Source organism: Chroococcidiopsis cubana SAG 39.79 (genome assembly GCF_003991895.1).
GTDB classification, from domain to species: domain Bacteria; phylum Cyanobacteriota; class Cyanobacteriia; order Cyanobacteriales; family Chroococcidiopsidaceae; genus Chroococcidiopsis; species Chroococcidiopsis thermalis.
Window position 1 is genome coordinate 12679 of record NZ_RSCK01000024.1, and the last position, 15994, is coordinate 28672.

Below are 15994 nucleotides of genomic sequence, written 5' to 3' on the forward strand. Positions count from 1 at the left end.
CTATTGCTAATTGCGATCGCCAATACTTTCAGGTACACCAACAGACGGAACCAACTCCGCATCACCTGAATTTTTAGTGTCAGGAATTGGCTGTTCGCTTGGTTCTGTAATTTCTGGTAATGCAGGTGTCACATTAGGAGATGGCGTAACTTGAGGACGACGAAAACGATTGAAGTAACCACCAAATTTTTGACCAATTGGATTTTGAGTCTTTGGTGTTTCTGGCGCAATTGGTTTTGGTTCTACTGGTGTTGTTAACTCTGGTGCAGTTTCTTGAGTAGTTGTTTCCTCTTCAAGAGTATTTAACTCGGATGTGGGTGATTCTTCCACTTCAGGCAAAGTGGGTGATGGTGTAGCAGTTGGTGGACGACGAAAACGATTGAAATAACCACCAAAACGTTGAGAGTCGGGAGTCGGTAGGGGCGCACTGCTGTGCGCCCGTACTGGGGAGTCGGGAGTCGCTGGAGTCGGTGCGACTGGTGGCGTAATTTCTACTGCTGGTACTTCTGGGGCAATTTCTGGTAATGGTTCCGTTGCTTCAGGAGTCGTTAATTCTGGTGCAGGTGCTTCTACTTCTGGCGTTGGAGATGGTGCGACAACTGGAGAACGGCGGAAGCGGTTGAAAAATCCTTTCGGTTGTTCTTCCTCTAGTTTTTTTGGTGCTGCTTCGGGTTTCTCTTCTGGTTCTACAGCAGATTCTACTTCCGGCGAAATTTCTGGCTGTGGTTCTACAGCAGGTGGAGTTAACTCCGGTGCAGGAGATTCTTTGACTTCCGGTACAGTTGGGGATGGTGTAGCCGCAGAAGGACGACGGAAGCGATTGAAAAATCCTTTCGGTTCTTCTACCTTGGCTGGAGGTATCGGGGTTGGTTCTTTAGTTTCAGTTTCTGGAGTTTCAATCTTTGTTTCGGCAGGCTTTTCTTTCGTTTCGGTTGGTATTTCTTCTTCTGGTTGCGGTGGAGTAGTCTCTTCTATCGCTGGTGGTAAGGGTGCAGGCGCTGCTTCTACTTCACCCTTATAGTCAGGATCGACAATACCACGGGCGGCGGCGGCGGATAGTTCACCCCTTACCAGTTTTGAGAGAGTGTCTTGGCTATTCGGATCGTAGGAAATGACGCGGACGGTGTTATTAAATACATTTTTGACTGGGTTGCCTTGTTCGTCGAGAAATTCGAGTTGTACCCAGTTCTTGCCCTTGTTAAAACCCGAAAGATAAATCGGTTCCCAGCGATCGATGATAAAACTCTTGCCGTTAATCGTACAACGGATACGCCAGTCGGGAACTTCGTCTTGAGGATCGGCTTGGGCAGCGAGGTGTAGAGGGGCATTGGTAAGGTAAAAGTCGAGTAGGATTGGTTCTGCCCCGTAGCTACCTTTAGGACGACTGTAGGTTAATAATGGCTGGCTAGAGTTGGGGTTGTTGTCGTCGGTTTTGGTAAAAACGTGAAATGTAGTTTGGGCGTATGCACCCTCGTTCTTAAAACTTTCGTGCCAAGGGCGAGAAGCGAAGACGCGCAGGGTGTGAGTCCCTGGGGATAGGTTGGATAGAACAAAAGGTTTTTGCACGTCGTAGACGGCTTCGTAGGGTTGGTTGTCGAGAATAACGTGAAGATGGGGTCCTAAGCCTAAATCTGAATTTTGAAAAATGGGTAGGTCTTGGACTTGAAAGCGGGCTGATACCGTATCGTCTTGCAGCACCTCATCGGGCTGGGGAGACAAGATTTTCACTTGCGGCTGGCGAACTTCCAAGGCTTGACGCAACTGCAGAATAGCTTCCGGCGGGGCGACTTCGGTAATGTTACCTGCAAGTTGGACGGGGCTACGGGCGTTTGGAGGAGTAGCGGCACGTAAAGTATCCGAACTGCCACAACTTACCAAACCTAAGCTCAAACATGCTGCGGCTAGAACTGCGATCGCAGCCTTAGCCATTTTTCGTAGTTTTGCGATCGCCACCACCCCGAATGCTCCTCATACTCGAAATTTACTATCACCCTCAATCTAAATTTTAAGGGTTTGGGGTCGATCGCCTGAAATGATTTACAGATTGTGCCAGATGACCGAGAAGGAGTCAGGAGCCAGAAGTCGTAGGAGCGGGTTCACTAAATCTCTCTGACTCCGACAAGTATTTCGGGTGAACCCGCCCGTACAGGAATTGCTGAGTCAGAAGTCAGAATTTCTTATTGTTTCCTTATCATGGCTAATTTTTAGCGATCCGAGGGTATTAACGGTCACATGTGACTTATACATTCTTTACAACTATAGCTACTCAGAAACTTCTGTCTCAAGATATAACTCCTGGCTCCTGACTCCTGACTTCCGGCTCCTTTCTTCATAAGTGTTGCAAATTATTTAGCTTTGTAAATTATATAAATAACCCCTTGACTTTTTTCACAGTCATGGAAAGTTGGACACCTGAACCTGCTTAATGTTGAGCAATTTTGAATTATTGTTAACAAACGCCTAAGATGAAGACAACCGAGATTTTATAATTCATCAGAAAGCAGTTTCACGATCGGTCTTCTTGTCTACCTGATGGATGTCATAAAGCAGACAAAATGGTTGGCTTCTTCAAAGAAAATCGATTTGTGAATTAAACCACTCCTGTTTCCTTGTCAAGAGAGGAGAGTCTAAATGACGATCAGTCCTCCGGAGCGAGAGGAAAAGAAAGCAAGAGTTGTCGTCGATAACGATCCGGTTCCAACTTCATTTGAGTTGTGGTCAAAACCAGGACACTTCGATCGCACCTTGTCTAGAGGTCCCAAAACCACAACCTGGATTTGGAACCTGCACGCCCTCGCACACGATTTCGATACGCATACCAGCGACCTAGAAGATATTTCCCGTAAAATCTTCGCCGCTCACTTCGGTCACTTAGCGGTGATCTTCATCTGGTTGAGCGGGATGTATTTTCATGGCGCTCGTTTTTCAAACTATGAAGCTTGGCTAGCCGATCCGCTGGGCGTGAAGCCTAGCGCTCAGGTCGTCTGGTCTGTTGTTGGTCAAGACATTTTAAATGCTGATGTCGGTGGTGGCTTCCACGGCATTCAGATTACATCTGGGTTTTTCCAAATTTGGCGTGGTGCTGGCATCACGAACACGTTCCAACTCTATTGCACTGCCATTGGCGGTTTAGTCATGGCGGCGCTAATGCTGTTTGCTGGTTGGTTCCACTACCACAAACGCGCTCCTAAGTTGGAATGGTTCCAGAATGTCGAGTCAATGCTGAACCACCACCTAGCAGGATTGTTAGGTCTAGGTAGCTTGGCATGGGCGGGACACCAGATCCACGTATCTTTGCCAATTAACAAGCTGTTGGATGCTGGGGTAGCGCCAAAGGATATTCCTTTACCGCAAGAATTTATCCTCAACTCCAATTTGATGACTGAGTTGTATCCCAGTTTTGCTCAAGGTTTAACACCCTTCTGGACGTTGAACTGGGGCGCGTATGCTGACTTCCTCACCTTCAAGGGCGGGCTTAATCCCGTGACTGGTGGACTGTGGTTGACAGATCAAGCGCACCATCACTTGGCGATCGCCGTATTGTTCATCATTGCCGGACACATGTACCGGACAAACTGGGGCATCGGTCACAGCTTGAAGGAAATTCTGGAAAATCACAAAGGACCCTTCACCGGAGACGGTCATAGAGGTCTGTTTGAAAACATGACCACTTCCTGGCACGCTCAGTTGGGAACCAACTTAGCCATGCTGGGTTCGCTGACGATTATCGTGGCGCATCACATGTACGCGATGCCTCCGTATCCGTACTTGGCAACCGACTATGCCACCCAGCTGTCCATTTTCACGCACCACATGTGGATTGGCGCTTTCTGTATCGTCGGTGGTGCGGCTCACGCCACCATTTTCATGGTGCGGGATTACGATCCAGCCACGAACATGAACAACGTTCTGGATCGAGTCCTTCGTCACCGCGACGCTATCATTTCTCACCTCAACTGGGTGTGCATGTTCTTGGGCTTCCATAGCTTCGGCTTGTACATCCATAACGACACGATGCAAGCGCTCGGTCGTCCCCAGGATATGTTCTCGGATACGGCGATTCAACTTCAGCCCGTATTCGCGCAGTGGGTGCAAAACCTACACACCTTGGCTCCTGGTTCTACCGCTCCTAACGCCCTCGAACCCGTCAGCTATGCTTTCGGTGGCGGCGTGCTGGCTGTAGGTGGAAAAGTCGCCATGATGCCGATCGCGTTGGGTACGGCGGATTTCATGATCCACCACATCCACGCTTTCCAAATCCACGTTACTGTACTAATCCTGCTTAAGGGCTTCTTGTTTGCCCGTAACTCTCGCTTGATCCCAGACAAGGCTAACTTGGGCTTCCGCTTCCCTTGCGACGGTCCAGGACGCGGCGGTACTTGCCAAGTTTCTGGTTGGGATCACGTATTCTTAGGGTTGTTCTGGATGTTCAACACGATTTCGATCGCTGTCTACCACTTCAGCTGGAAGATGCAATCGGATGTGTGGGGCACGGTAGACCCAGACGGTACGATCAATCACATTACGGCAGGCAACTGGGCGTTGAGCGCCACTACGATCAACGGTTGGTTGCGTGACTTCCAGTGGGCGCAAGCCGCTCAGGTCATTCAGTCCTACGGTTCGGCACTGTCCGCTTACGGACTGCTGTTCTTGGGCGCTCACTTTGTCTGGGCATTTAGCTTAATGTTCTTGTTCAGCGGTCGCGGCTACTGGCAAGAACTGATCGAATCGATCGTTTGGGCGCACAACAAGTTAAAAGTCGCTCCCACCGTACAGCCTCGTGCTTTGAGTATCATTCAAGGTCGAGCTGTGGGGGTAGCTCACTACCTCTTGGGTGCGATCGTCACGATCTGGGCGTTCTTCGAGGCGCGAATACTTTCAGTAGGTTAGCATTCAGTCATCAGCAATTCTTATGGATTGCTGATGGCAATAGGTCAGAGGATTCACGTAACCTATGGCAACAAAATTCCCTAAATTTAGCCAAGACCTAGCCCAGGACCCGACAACACGTCGGATTTGGTACGGCATCGCAACCGCTCACGACTTTGAAAGCCACGACGGGATGACTGAAGAGAATCTCTATCAGAAACTCTTCGCCACTCACTTCGGTCACTTGGCAATCATCTTCCTGTGGGCATCTAGCCTGCTGTTCCACGTCGCTTGGCAAGGCAACTTCGAGCAGTGGATTAAAGACCCACTACACGTCCGTCCCATTGCCCATGCAATTTGGGACCCGCAATTCGGCAAAGCCGCAGTTGATGCTTTCACCCAAGGTGGTGCAAGCTATCCCGTTAACATTGCTTACTCTGGTGTTTACCACTGGTGGTACACCATTGGGATGCGGACAAATAACGACCTCTACATGGGTTCTGTCTTCCTGCTGCTGCTAGCGTCTCTCTTCCTGTTCGCTGGCTGGCTGCACCTGCAACCCAAGTTCCGCCCCAGTCTTTCCTGGTTCAAGAGCGCCGAGCCACGCCTCAACCACCACTTAGCTGGTCTGTTTGGCGTTAGCTCCTTAGCTTGGACTGGACACCTAGTTCACGTTGCGATCCCCGAATCTCGCGGACAGCACGTTGGTTGGAGTAACTTCCTCACCACCCCACCTCATCCAGATGGGCTACAACCCTTCTTCTCTGGTAACTGGGGCGCTTATGCTGCTAACCCTGACACTGCCAATCACGTATTTGGCACGAGTCAAGGCGCAGGAACCGCAATTCTAACTTTCTTAGGTGGTTTCCATCCCCAAACCCAGTCCTTGTGGCTGACGGATATGGCACACCACCACCTGGCGATCGCTGTATTATTCATCGTCGCCGGACACATGTACCGTACCAACTTCGGTATCGGTCACAGCATCAAAGAAATGCTCAACGCCAAGAAATTCTTCGGCGCTAGCACTGAAGGTCAGTTCAACCTGCCTCACCAAGGCTTGTACGACACGATCAACAACTCCCTGCACTTCCAGCTGTCTTTGGCACTGGCTGCACTGGGAACGATTACATCCTTGGTCGCGCAGCACATGTACGCGATGCCTCCCTATGCATTCATCGGGCAGGACTTCACGACACAAGCAGCGCTGTATACCCATCACCAGTACATTGCTTGTGCGTTGATGTTGGGTGCGTTTGCCCACGCTGCAATCTTCTGGGTACGCGACTACGACCCAGAGCAAAACAAAGGCAACGTTCTCGATCGCGTCTTGAAGCACAAAGAAGCGATTATCTCCCACTTGTCTTGGGTGTCTCTCTTCTTGGGCTTCCACACCTTGGGTCTATACGTCCACAACGACGTTGTAGTAGCCTTCGGTACTCCTGAAAAGCAAATCCTGATCGAACCAGTTTTCGCGCAGTTCATTCAGGGCGCTCACGGTAAAGTACTGTACGGCTTCGATACCCTGCTATCGAATCCCGATAGCGTTGCTTCCACCGCTGGCGCTGCATGGCTGCCTAACTGGTTGGATGCAATCAATAACGGCACGAACTCTCTATTCTTGACCATCGGTCCTGGCGACTTCTTGGTACACCACGCTTTTGCCTTGGCGATCCACACAACCGTGTTGGTACTGGTTAAAGGCGCGTTGGATGCCCGTGGTTCCAAACTGATGCCCGATAAGAAAGACTTCGGTTATGCCTTCCCTTGCGACGGTCCTGGTCGTGGCGGTACTTGCGACATCTCCGCTTGGGACTCCTTCTACCTGGCTGCTTTCTGGGTACTAAACACTGCTGGTTGGGTCACGTTCTACTGGCACTGGAAGCACTTAGGTATTTGGCAAGGCAACGTAGCTCAATTTAACGAGTCTTCGACATACTTGATGGGCTGGCTGCGCGATTACCTGTGGCTGTATTCAGCTCAGCTAATCAACGGCTACAACCCCTATGGCATGAACAACCTGTCTGTCTGGGCTTGGATGTTCCTCCTCGGACACTTGATCTGGGCAACTGGTTTCATGTTCCTGATCTCTTGGCGCGGTTACTGGCAAGAATTGATCGAAACTTTGGTCTGGGCGCACGAGCGGACTCCTCTAGCGAACCTGATTCGCTGGAAAGACAAGCCCGTTGCTCTATCCATCGTTCAAGCTCGGATTGTTGGCTTGGGTCACTTCGCTGCTGGATACATCCTCACGTATGCTGCGTTCCTCATTGCCTCCACGGCTGGTAAGTTTGGCTAATGCCTCTACCTAGTTGTGTAGTTAAATGAGAAAATCCCTCACCTACGGGTGGGGGATTTTTAATTTTTGATGATTGGACTTTTAGTAGATGTTTTTGATGTGGTTAAAAGATAAATTTTGGATCGTGGTTGAAGAAATCAAGAAAAGATTTTGTGTCGCGCATCAGCCGTAGGTGAAGCGTAGCGTTAGACGCAAAGGCGCGAAGAGAAGCGCAATACTGAAGAGCGCAAAAGTATTAAGTCTGTAGGAGTGGCTTCAGCAAAAATATTTGTTTCTACACCAGGAACTTAATTAACCCACCCCCACCCAATGATTCACCCATAAGAATCGATATAGGAAAGAAACATGAGTCGCAAGAAGCAAACCCGAAAATCGATTAACGTAGATGGTAATCGTCCCGTCGATCCTAGCGATCTAGAAGTCAAAGAGACGGTAAATATTGACGGTCAACGCCCTATCGCTGCCGATCGCAATGAAGTGCGCGATACCCTGAATGTGGATGGTCAGCGTCCCATTACTGCTAGTAATCTGCAAACTCAAGAGACATTGAATGTAGACGGCAGCCGTCCAGTCGATCCCAGCAATCTAGACATTAAAGAGACAGTAAATATTGACGGTCAACGCCCTATCGCTGCGAATGATTTTAAAGTTGACAAGACGTTGAATGTGGATGGTCAGCGTCCAATCTCTTCAAATGACAAGGCACAACCTGAGATGCCTTCAGACTTTGTAGATTAATTCGCGAGATAGACAAATTAGTAAGGGCGCACAGAGGTACGCCCATAAAAACATATAGCAATTGACAGAGAAGGCGATCGAATTGAAAATTGTGTCACATTTATGTCACATTAGCCTTCTATTCTATCTTTCAGTAGACCAAACAGTCTGCTTCCTCATGCAAAGATTCAAACCCTCCTCAAGCCACAGTAGGAGGGTATTTTTTTGTCAGTGACCAGTGACCAGTGACCAGTGACCAATTATCAGTTTTATTTCTTTTCTTCTTGTACTAAGCGGAATTTTGTGCTTGTAGTTCTTGAAACTGCGCTCGAATCGTCTCGATTCTTTTGCGATTCACGCCCAGATCGGATTTCCCCAATCGAGAAGCCGAACGGACGTGGAAGACTTGTGCGTCGCGATCTAAATAAAACTCGACATCATCGACAAAACCCACGATCGCACTCGTGAATTCAGCATAGATATAGCTGTCAGTTTCCGTCACAATATTTGTTTTCGGTAAACTTGAGATAACTTGTTTGAGTTGGGTCAACGCCACCTCGGGAGCAGATGTATAGTTCAGCGGCTCTACCTTATGGCTAGCATCTGTACTTTGACTAGAGACGCAGTTTGGTGTATTCGGACATGGGGCGAGCTTACCATCGCGCACGCCCAAGTTATTTGGTCTATTTCCTGTAAATATACCCACACTCTTTATCGGCGAGACATCTATCTATGAATTTTAATATTGTATTGCTCATGTTAGTTGCGATCGCGAGCAATTAACATTTTCTCACGATAGTTACGTTGTGACGCGGCTCCAAACTGGAAACGATCGAACTCAGTAAGATCTATCTTGTTACAGTTCTTTGTGACAAAGACGAGCTGTGTAAATTTTTTAATATTTTCTTGGTTTTTCGAGATTTTGTTGTAAAGCGAAGTTTAAATTTTTCAAAAAACTTTAATTAACCTCAAGCACTCGCGCTACGATTAATTTTAGTAAATTAAAGTATATACACCAGTAAGAAAGCCTACAAGGTTCAAGAAAAGATTTTAGAGACAATCTCGTCTAAACTAGAAAAGTTGAGTTAAATTCGGACTGCGATCGCAAACGATCTGGCAAGAATGAAAATGTAAATAAATCATTTTCAGGAAAAGATAAGGAGTTAATAATGAGTGCATCGACAGAGGACGATATCAAATATATAGATGGAGAATCTCCAAACAACGAGTCGATTTCACCTGGAGCAAATGGTTCTCAATATGCTCAGGTAGAAAATTTGAGTAGTGGAAGTTTAGATAAAATTCGAGAGATTCTCTTCGGGACGCAAGTTCGAGAAAATAATAAAAGATTCAACCGGATTGAAGAACGACTGCTGAAAGAATTTACAGAACTGCGGGAAGATACAAGAAAGCGCATGGATGGCTTGGAAGCCTACATCAGACAAGAGATTGAATCTCTCACAGAAGTCGTTAAAAAACAGCAAGTCAGTCGAGATGAAACTTTAAAAGAACTGACCCAAGAACATAAAAACCAAGTTGAAAATCTAGAGAGAAAGCTTTTTGATTTGGACGAGCAAACAAATAAAATTGCCCGAGATTTACGCCAGCAGATTTTAGACCAATCTAAAAATATGAACGAGGATATAGGCAAGAAATATGCGGAAATTCTAGCAACAGTTGAGCGAGAAACTCAGGAAATTCGGAGCGACAAAGCTAATCGAATTACATTATCGGCTTTATTTGCAGAACTAGCAATGCGCCTGAGAAGCGAAACCTAATATTGCAGTGAAGCCTAATATTAAAAAACAAAAACTAAGCGTACCTGCCAAGCCGTATCTTGCCGCAGAATCTGAATTTGGTTGATGAATTCGCGAAAGTAGAAGCGACGCTCCGATTCAGATAAATCGAACCAAAATTGAGGAATGGATACAGCCTGAGCTACGGAACGTAAATTAACTGGTGGTAAAGTCGCAAATTGAGCTTGTAACTGGGAAATTTCCGCGCGCAGTTTGTAGGCGCGTAAATTAGCAGTCTCTTCATCCAAAATACCTGTACTAGTAAGCTGAGAAAGTTGAGCTAGAATCTCTTCCCGATTGGCGATCGCGTTGAGTAAAGACTGCTTTGCTGCATCCAATTGCGGAAAATTCATTTGAGCCACAGCATTAGGTAAATCGCGGCAAATAGCAGCAATTGTTTGTTCTAATACCTGTTCGTAGGCAATAGCACCGCATTTAGGGCGATGAGGACATTGTAAGGCGCGCAAGTAGAGATATTCTCGCTTTTGACGACGAGCAGTAACGCTCACAACCGTCATTGGCGCTTGGCACTCGCTACAATTCGCTAATCCGACGAGGGAACGAGGAGCGCTAGCAGTTCTCGGCGGGAGCTGGCGGTTACGCCGCAACAGGCGATCGATCTGAGCCGCCTCTTCCCGAGAAATAATTGGTGCGTGAGTATTGGCGATCGTCTCACCGTTTTGATAAGCCGTATCGCCTCGATAAACAGGATTCGTCAGCCAACGTCGTCCGGTAGTCACGGAAATCTTTTTGCCGTATTTTTGTGCTAAATGCCGTACTGCTCCGCGCAAAGAACCGAACAGGAGAAAGTTTTCAAAAAAATCTTTCACAACTGGAGCAGTCGTGCGGTCGATCGCGTATTTTTCTTTACCACGCCGATAACCATAGGGAGCTTTACCAGGAGGAGGCAAGGCATTGAGACGAGTGCGAGCGTGTCCTTGACGCAGACGACGGCTGCGCTGCTGTTGTCCTATGGTGTGTAGAAGTTGAATTAAATCTGTCTGTAGCGTTAATTCACTCCCCAAATCGGTTGCTAAAGACGATTCACCGATCGCTACCTTTACACCCAGAGCCTGTAATTGAACCAAGCGATCGCCAATTTCTGCCATACTATCGCCTAGATCGTCCAAGCGACGAATATACAAACAGTTTGGTGGTGCTGTCTGACAGTCACTCAACAACTGCTGCAACTGCGATCGCTGCCCTAAGTCTTGATAAACTCGATCCATACCCTGCCATCGACCGAGATCGGGTGTCGGATCGAGGAGAGGATCGGTATAGCAGTAAGCAAAGATTGTCATTAAGTCGGGACAAGGGGGACAAGGGGGACAAGGGAGACAAGGGGGATTAGGGGGCGAAGGGGGACAAGGAAGACAAGGAAGACAAGGGGGACAAGGGGGACAAGGAAGACAAGGAAGACAAGGGGGACAAGGGGGACAAGGGGGACAAGGAAGACAAGGGGGACAAGGGAGACAAGGAAGACAAGGAAGAATTTCTAGTCACTAGCCACCAGCCACTAGCTACTGATAACAATTACCCATTACCCATTACCCATTACCCTGATAACTGACTCAATTCGATGATATTGCCGTCAGGGTCTTGGGTAAAAAGAGCTGCGCGACCGGAAGCGCTCATTTGAATAGGACAGTTGTGAGCCAAAAGTCTTTGCTTGGCAGCATCTAGATCGGATACAGCAAAAGCAATATGAGGATTGCGACCCAATTTTTCGGGGTTTTGAGTTGTAAAAGGTACGCTGGGTGCAACAATCAGGTGAATTTGATACGTGCCGACTTGATACCAACTACCAGAAAATTTGAGCGATCGCTCGACTTTGGCTAATCCCAAAATTTCCCCGTAGAAGCGATCGGCTTGCTCTAAATTGGAGACTAGTATAGCTGTATGAAGACATTGCTCGATTTGCATAAATTGCTCCACCTTCCCCAACATCAGTATCTAATCTTACTTTTCTCGCTTTTTATATTTGCAAAACTTATACGAGTAAGCACTCTTGCGACTGTAAGTCACGACTACACAGGCTCTAGAGTCCGTTCGCTCAAGCTTGATGCTTACTACCAATCCTACTGTGAGAATCGATGGTGAAGATGAACGTTTCAGAACTAATCGAGCGCTATCAAGCTGGAGAGAGAGATTTTAAAGGCATCGATGCCATCAGTGCTGCTCTGAGCGGCGTAAATTTGAGTGGTGCTAACTTGAAAGAAGCATCTTTGAGCGAAGCCGATTTGAGTGGAGCGAATTTAAGCGCAACAAACCTGCAAGAAGCCTCTTTGAGTATGGCAAATCTCACTCATGCTGACTTAAGCGGTGCTAAATTGAATGGTGCTAATTTATCTGGAGCGAATCTCAAAGGTGCTAACCTGAGTGGAGCAGAATTGAAAATGGCAAATCTTACCCAAGCCAACTTAACCGATGCCAATATGGACGGTGCTAGTCTTTGGGGAGCATATGTAGCTGGAGCGAAACAGTGAGCAGTGAGCAGGGGGGCAGTTATCAGCGATCTGTTATAACTTCTGACTTTTGACTTTTGACTTTTGACTTTTGACTTTTGACTTTTGACTTACGACTTACCCTCAACGGCTTGGAGCGATCGCACCACATTTTTATAACCGTTAAACTCGGCGATCGTCAGTGCTGTATGTCCGCCACGATTTTTTAAATGAACATCTGCCCCTGCATTTAATAATAATTCTACGGCTTCGCTGTAACCTCGATGGGCTGCCCACATTAGAGCTGTGGCTCCGGCTGCATCTTGGCGATTTACATCTGCGCCTTTTTTTAATAGCTGTTGCATCACACCGATCTGGTTGCGGTCTGCTGCTTTCATCAGCGGGGTTTTACCGTCTGCTGTTTGGATATTTGGGTCTGCGCCATAGTTTAACAATACTCTGACTGTCTCAGTGCGACCGAGGCTAGCGGCAAGGTTGAGGGGAGTTTCGTCTGAATTTCTGACATTAGGGTCTGCACCCCGCCGCAGCAATGCTTCAGCAATTTGGCTGTGTCCTTGCAAAGCTGCTACCAGTAGCGGAGTATCGCCAAGTTGATTTTTGACATTGACATCAGCACCGCGATCGAGTAGGGTCTCTACTACATCAGCGTAGCCTTCAACGGTAGCCAAATGTAAGGGGGTCTCTCCATCTTTATCCTTAGCATTAATGTCAGCGCCGTATAGAAGCAAAGCAGAGGCGATCGCTCCCTGTCCGCTAGCTGCTGCGATCGCGACTACCGTACTACCATCTTCCGTCCTTGCCTTCACATCAGCACCGGCTTCCAACAAGGCTTTGACAATCTCTAGGTTTCCTCCGTCTACTGCCAATGTGAGAGCTGTTTCGCCAGCATCATCTTTTGAATTCAGCTCAGCACCTTTAGCTAGCAACAATTGAGTTACGGCAACATCACCTCTTTGCGCAGCTTGCATGAGTGCCGTTCTACCTTCCCAATTTTTGCCATTCACTGCTGCACCATGTGCCAGCAAAATTCTGACTAGCTGAGTGTTAGCTGTTGCTGTTGCTAGAGTTAAAGCTGTTTCGCCTGCTGTGGTTTGGTTTGGATCTGCCCCTGCAACGAGTAAAGCTTGGACGACGCGATCGTGTCCGTGCTGGATAGCTAGGAGCAGTGCTGTATCCTCATCTTTGTCTCTAGTATTGACATCTGCACCTGCTTGTAACAAGATTTGTACGACTTCGAGATCTCCTTTGGCAGCTGCTACCATCAAGGCTGTGCTGTTGTCGTCATTACCAGCATTAACATCTGCTCCCCTCGCAATCAGGAGTTCGATCGCGTCGAGACGGTGGGACGCAGCTGCTAACATCAAAGCCGTAATGCCAAAAAGTTGCCGGTGGATATTGGGATTGGCATTGCGATCGAGCAACACGCGAACGATTTCTCTATATCCAAGTTGAGCGGCAAACATCAAGGCTGTCGTACCCTCTCGATCGCACTCGTTAGGGTCAGCGCCGCGATCGAGTAGCGCTGTTACCTGCCCAACGTCGCCACTTTTTACCGCTCGAATTAAGGAGACACCACGACTATCCATGCTCATAATCATCTCATAAAGCGTGGTGCGTGGTGAGTGAGGAGAATTCGGAATTCATTGTGACTTGCGACTTGTGACTTGAATTACTCCCTCCGCTCCTCTACTCCCGACTCCTCTGTACGGGCGCAAAGCAGTGCGCCCCTACCGACTCCCTACTATAATTTTTATAAAGATTCTTAAAGCCAGGTGAACGCACGATGAATACTCTACTCTCCCCAGAAGTCAAGTTCTGGCTCAATTTTTTCCATCCAGTCTTGATGTGGATCTTACTAGGAGTGTCAATTTATGCGCTCTATTTGGGTATACAGTGGCGACGGGCAAGAACTGCTGAAGGCGAGAAAAAGAAAGAGCTGCTCAAAGGCAGATACAATGTCAAACACTACCAAGTTGGTTCGGTGATTTTGGCGCTGATGGTATTGGGTGCGATTGGTGCAATGGCTGTGACTTACATTAATAACGGCAAGCTATTCGTTGGACCTCACCTTTTAGCGGGATTGGGTATGACAGGAATGATTGCTATTTCTGCTAGCTTGTCCCCTTTCATGCAAAAAGGACAAGATTGGGCGAGATACACCCATATTGTCCTAAATGCCACGATTTTAGCTCTATTTAGTTGGCAAGCCGTAAGTGGAGTACAAATTGTCCAGAGAATTATTACTAAACAGTAATCGCATTTGGTGTTAGAGCGCGATCGCGCTCTAATATTAACTATGACGGCGCTTCGATTTTTTGGGAAAAGTTAAATTGAAGGACGTGTGAAAATCTTCCTGTACTTTGTGAGTTAGACGGCGGGAGACTTGACGCACGATTTGATTCAAGAGGCGATCGCCTGTAGCTTGAATGACAGATTGCGGCAAGCGCTGAATGAACTTGGGAAAATGCAAATAAACCGATAAATCGAGTTCCCACTCGACTCCAGTAACGACACCGCTGTAATGACTGTTAGTACTAGCATCCACTAAATTCATCACTGCCTTGAAGTCTACGTCGTAGCCAGGAGCAACGTAATTTGGAATGGCGATCGTTCTAATTCGATAAGCGCCTGACTCTGGAGGTAGAAGTTCCAAACCGACTTTAGGTTCTACTTCGTAATTGAAGGCACCAAAGCGACCGACTGTCAAGGCATAACCGTTAGCGCCAAGCGGCTCTACTGTCATCGGCTGAGCGCAGCGACAAAACCAACCCTGATGGGCGTTAAGATATTCGGCAACAGTATGCACGTCAGCATACATTTCCATACAGTCGGTAAACTGACCGTGAAAACGAGTTAGTTTCTCGGCTGGTACTTCTACCTCTGGCACGGCTGCTGCATCCCAAACCGTTTCTGAAGCCTCCATGTATTGGTATTCGCGATTGCTTGACAGCATAAAAGCCCTTGTGTCTAATCTGGTCTCTATATTCAGGATGCCCACGATAAGTTAGAGGTTGCTGTTCCCAACTCGATCTTTACTAAAACAAAACGTCAATCTGGCAGAGTTCATCAAATGTTTATCAAATTTAAAATTTAGAGATAGCAGGACAAATAACTGTCGTTTATTTAACATAATCACTATGAAAGCATTTGTAGCAGGCGCAACAGGTGAGACAGGTCGCAGGATCGTCCAGCAACTCGTGGCACGAAATATTCCCGTGCGGGCGCTGGTGCGAAACTTGGACTCGGCTAGAGCAATTCTACCTAATACTGCCGAATTGGTGCAGGGTGACGTGCTACAGCCAAGTAGCTTAGAAGCTGCGATCGCAGATAGTACGGTCGTTTTGTGTGCGACAGGAGCAAAACCGGGCTTCGACCCCACAGCACCTTATAAAGTAGACTACGAAGGCACGAAAAATCTAGTCGATGTTTCTAAAGCCAAAGGCATCGAGCATTTTGTTTTGGTGTCTTCGGTTGGTGCGTCGCAATTCTTCCATCCACTCAACTTGTTTTGGTTAATTTTGGTTTGGAAGAAGCAAGCGGAAGAGTACATTCAAAAAAGTGGTTTGACTTATACAATCGTCCGTCCTGGGGGGTTAAAGAATGAAGATAACGCAGATAAGATCGAGTTATATTCTCCCGATACGCTGTCTTTAAGCGGTAGCATTCCGCGTACCAAGGTAGCCGAAATCTGTGTGGAAGCTTTATTTCAACCAGCAGCGCGGAATAAAATTGTCGAGGCGATCGCCAAACCAGAAGCCCCAGAGAAGAATTTGGCGGATTTGTTTGCAGGCGTTGCTTAAATAGGGGGATAAGGGGGATAAGGGGGACAAGGGGGACAAGGAGGACAA

At 47.6% G+C, this 15994-nt stretch carries 13 protein-coding genes; 7 read left to right on the forward strand and 6 right to left on the reverse strand.

All coding sequences use genetic code 11. The features are described from left to right. Positions 1-6: 6 nt before the first annotated feature. Positions 7-1953: a hypothetical protein gene (locus tag DSM107010_RS16190; RefSeq protein ID WP_241994233.1), complete on the reverse strand. Its 1947-nt coding sequence runs from the start codon at positions 1951-1953 to the stop codon at positions 7-9. 678 nt (positions 1954-2631) lie between these two features. Between DSM107010_RS16190 and psaA the strand changes: the two genes are divergently transcribed. The 3 genes from psaA to DSM107010_RS16205 all read left to right on the forward strand — a co-directional run bounded on the left by psaA (position 2632) and on the right by DSM107010_RS16205 (position 7906). Next, positions 2632-4890 carry a photosystem I core protein PsaA gene (gene psaA, locus DSM107010_RS16195; RefSeq protein WP_015156941.1) on the forward strand — a complete coding sequence of 753 codons (2259 nt, stop codon included), beginning with the start codon at positions 2632-2634 and terminating at the stop codon, positions 4888-4890. A 64-nt stretch (positions 4891-4954) separates the two neighbouring features. Beyond that, positions 4955-7168: a photosystem I core protein PsaB gene (gene psaB / locus DSM107010_RS16200; RefSeq protein WP_015156942.1), complete on the forward strand. Its 2214-nt coding sequence runs from the start codon at positions 4955-4957 to the stop codon at positions 7166-7168. 345 nt (positions 7169-7513) lie between these two features. Then, positions 7514-7906, forward strand: a complete 393-nt coding sequence (locus tag DSM107010_RS16205) for a hypothetical protein (RefSeq protein ID WP_015156943.1) — start codon at positions 7514-7516, stop codon at positions 7904-7906. Positions 7907-8174: 268 nt separating this feature from the next. On the opposite strand, the gene DSM107010_RS16210 is transcribed toward DSM107010_RS16205, so the two are convergent. Beyond that, the gene (locus DSM107010_RS16210) at positions 8175-8591 is read right to left on the reverse strand and encodes a DUF1499 domain-containing protein (protein ID WP_106168665.1); all 417 of its coding nucleotides are present in this window, start codon (positions 8589-8591) and stop codon (positions 8175-8177) included. A 463-nt stretch (positions 8592-9054) separates the two neighbouring features. On the opposite strand from DSM107010_RS16210, the gene DSM107010_RS16215 reads away from it, so the two are divergent. Then, a complete protein-coding gene (locus DSM107010_RS16215; protein WP_127023370.1) occupies positions 9055-9663 on the forward strand; it encodes a hypothetical protein in 609 nt (202 codons plus the stop codon). A gap of 20 nt (positions 9664-9683) precedes the next feature. Here the strand turns inward: DSM107010_RS16215 and DSM107010_RS16220 are convergent, their stop codons facing one another. Together DSM107010_RS16220 and DSM107010_RS16230 are read right to left on the reverse strand one after the other, a co-directional pair. After that, positions 9684-10982, reverse strand: coding sequence for a recombinase family protein (locus DSM107010_RS16220; RefSeq protein WP_127023373.1), 1299 nt, complete (start codon positions 10980-10982; stop codon positions 9684-9686). A gap of 253 nt (positions 10983-11235) precedes the next feature. Next, the gene (locus DSM107010_RS16230; RefSeq protein WP_015156947.1) at positions 11236-11604 is read right to left on the reverse strand and encodes a VOC family protein; all 369 of its coding nucleotides are present in this window, start codon (positions 11602-11604) and stop codon (positions 11236-11238) included. A 179-nt stretch (positions 11605-11783) separates the two neighbouring features. On the opposite strand from DSM107010_RS16230, the gene DSM107010_RS16235 reads away from it, so the two are divergent. Further along, positions 11784-12167 carry a pentapeptide repeat-containing protein gene (locus DSM107010_RS16235; RefSeq protein WP_041462623.1) on the forward strand — a complete coding sequence of 128 codons (384 nt, stop codon included), beginning with the start codon at positions 11784-11786 and terminating at the stop codon, positions 12165-12167. 89 nt (positions 12168-12256) lie between these two features. Here the strand turns inward: DSM107010_RS16235 and DSM107010_RS16240 are convergent, their stop codons facing one another. Beyond that, positions 12257-13738: an ankyrin repeat domain-containing protein gene (locus DSM107010_RS16240; RefSeq protein WP_106169939.1), complete on the reverse strand. Its 1482-nt coding sequence runs from the start codon at positions 13736-13738 to the stop codon at positions 12257-12259. Between the two features lie 191 nt (positions 13739-13929). Between DSM107010_RS16240 and DSM107010_RS16245 the strand changes: the two genes are divergently transcribed. Further along, the gene (locus DSM107010_RS16245) at positions 13930-14400 is read left to right on the forward strand and encodes a DUF4079 domain-containing protein (RefSeq protein ID WP_015156950.1); all 471 of its coding nucleotides are present in this window, start codon (positions 13930-13932) and stop codon (positions 14398-14400) included. Positions 14401-14436: 36 nt separating this feature from the next. On the opposite strand, the gene DSM107010_RS16250 is transcribed toward DSM107010_RS16245, so the two are convergent. Continuing rightward, positions 14437-15099, reverse strand: coding sequence for a DUF1997 domain-containing protein (locus tag DSM107010_RS16250; RefSeq protein WP_015156951.1), 663 nt, complete (start codon positions 15097-15099; stop codon positions 14437-14439). Between the two features lie 184 nt (positions 15100-15283). Here DSM107010_RS16250 and DSM107010_RS16255 point away from each other — a divergent pair, with 184 nt between their 5' ends. Continuing rightward, positions 15284-15946: an NAD(P)H-binding protein gene (locus DSM107010_RS16255; protein ID WP_015156952.1), complete on the forward strand. Its 663-nt coding sequence runs from the start codon at positions 15284-15286 to the stop codon at positions 15944-15946. The last annotated feature ends 48 nt before the right edge of the window (positions 15947-15994 follow it).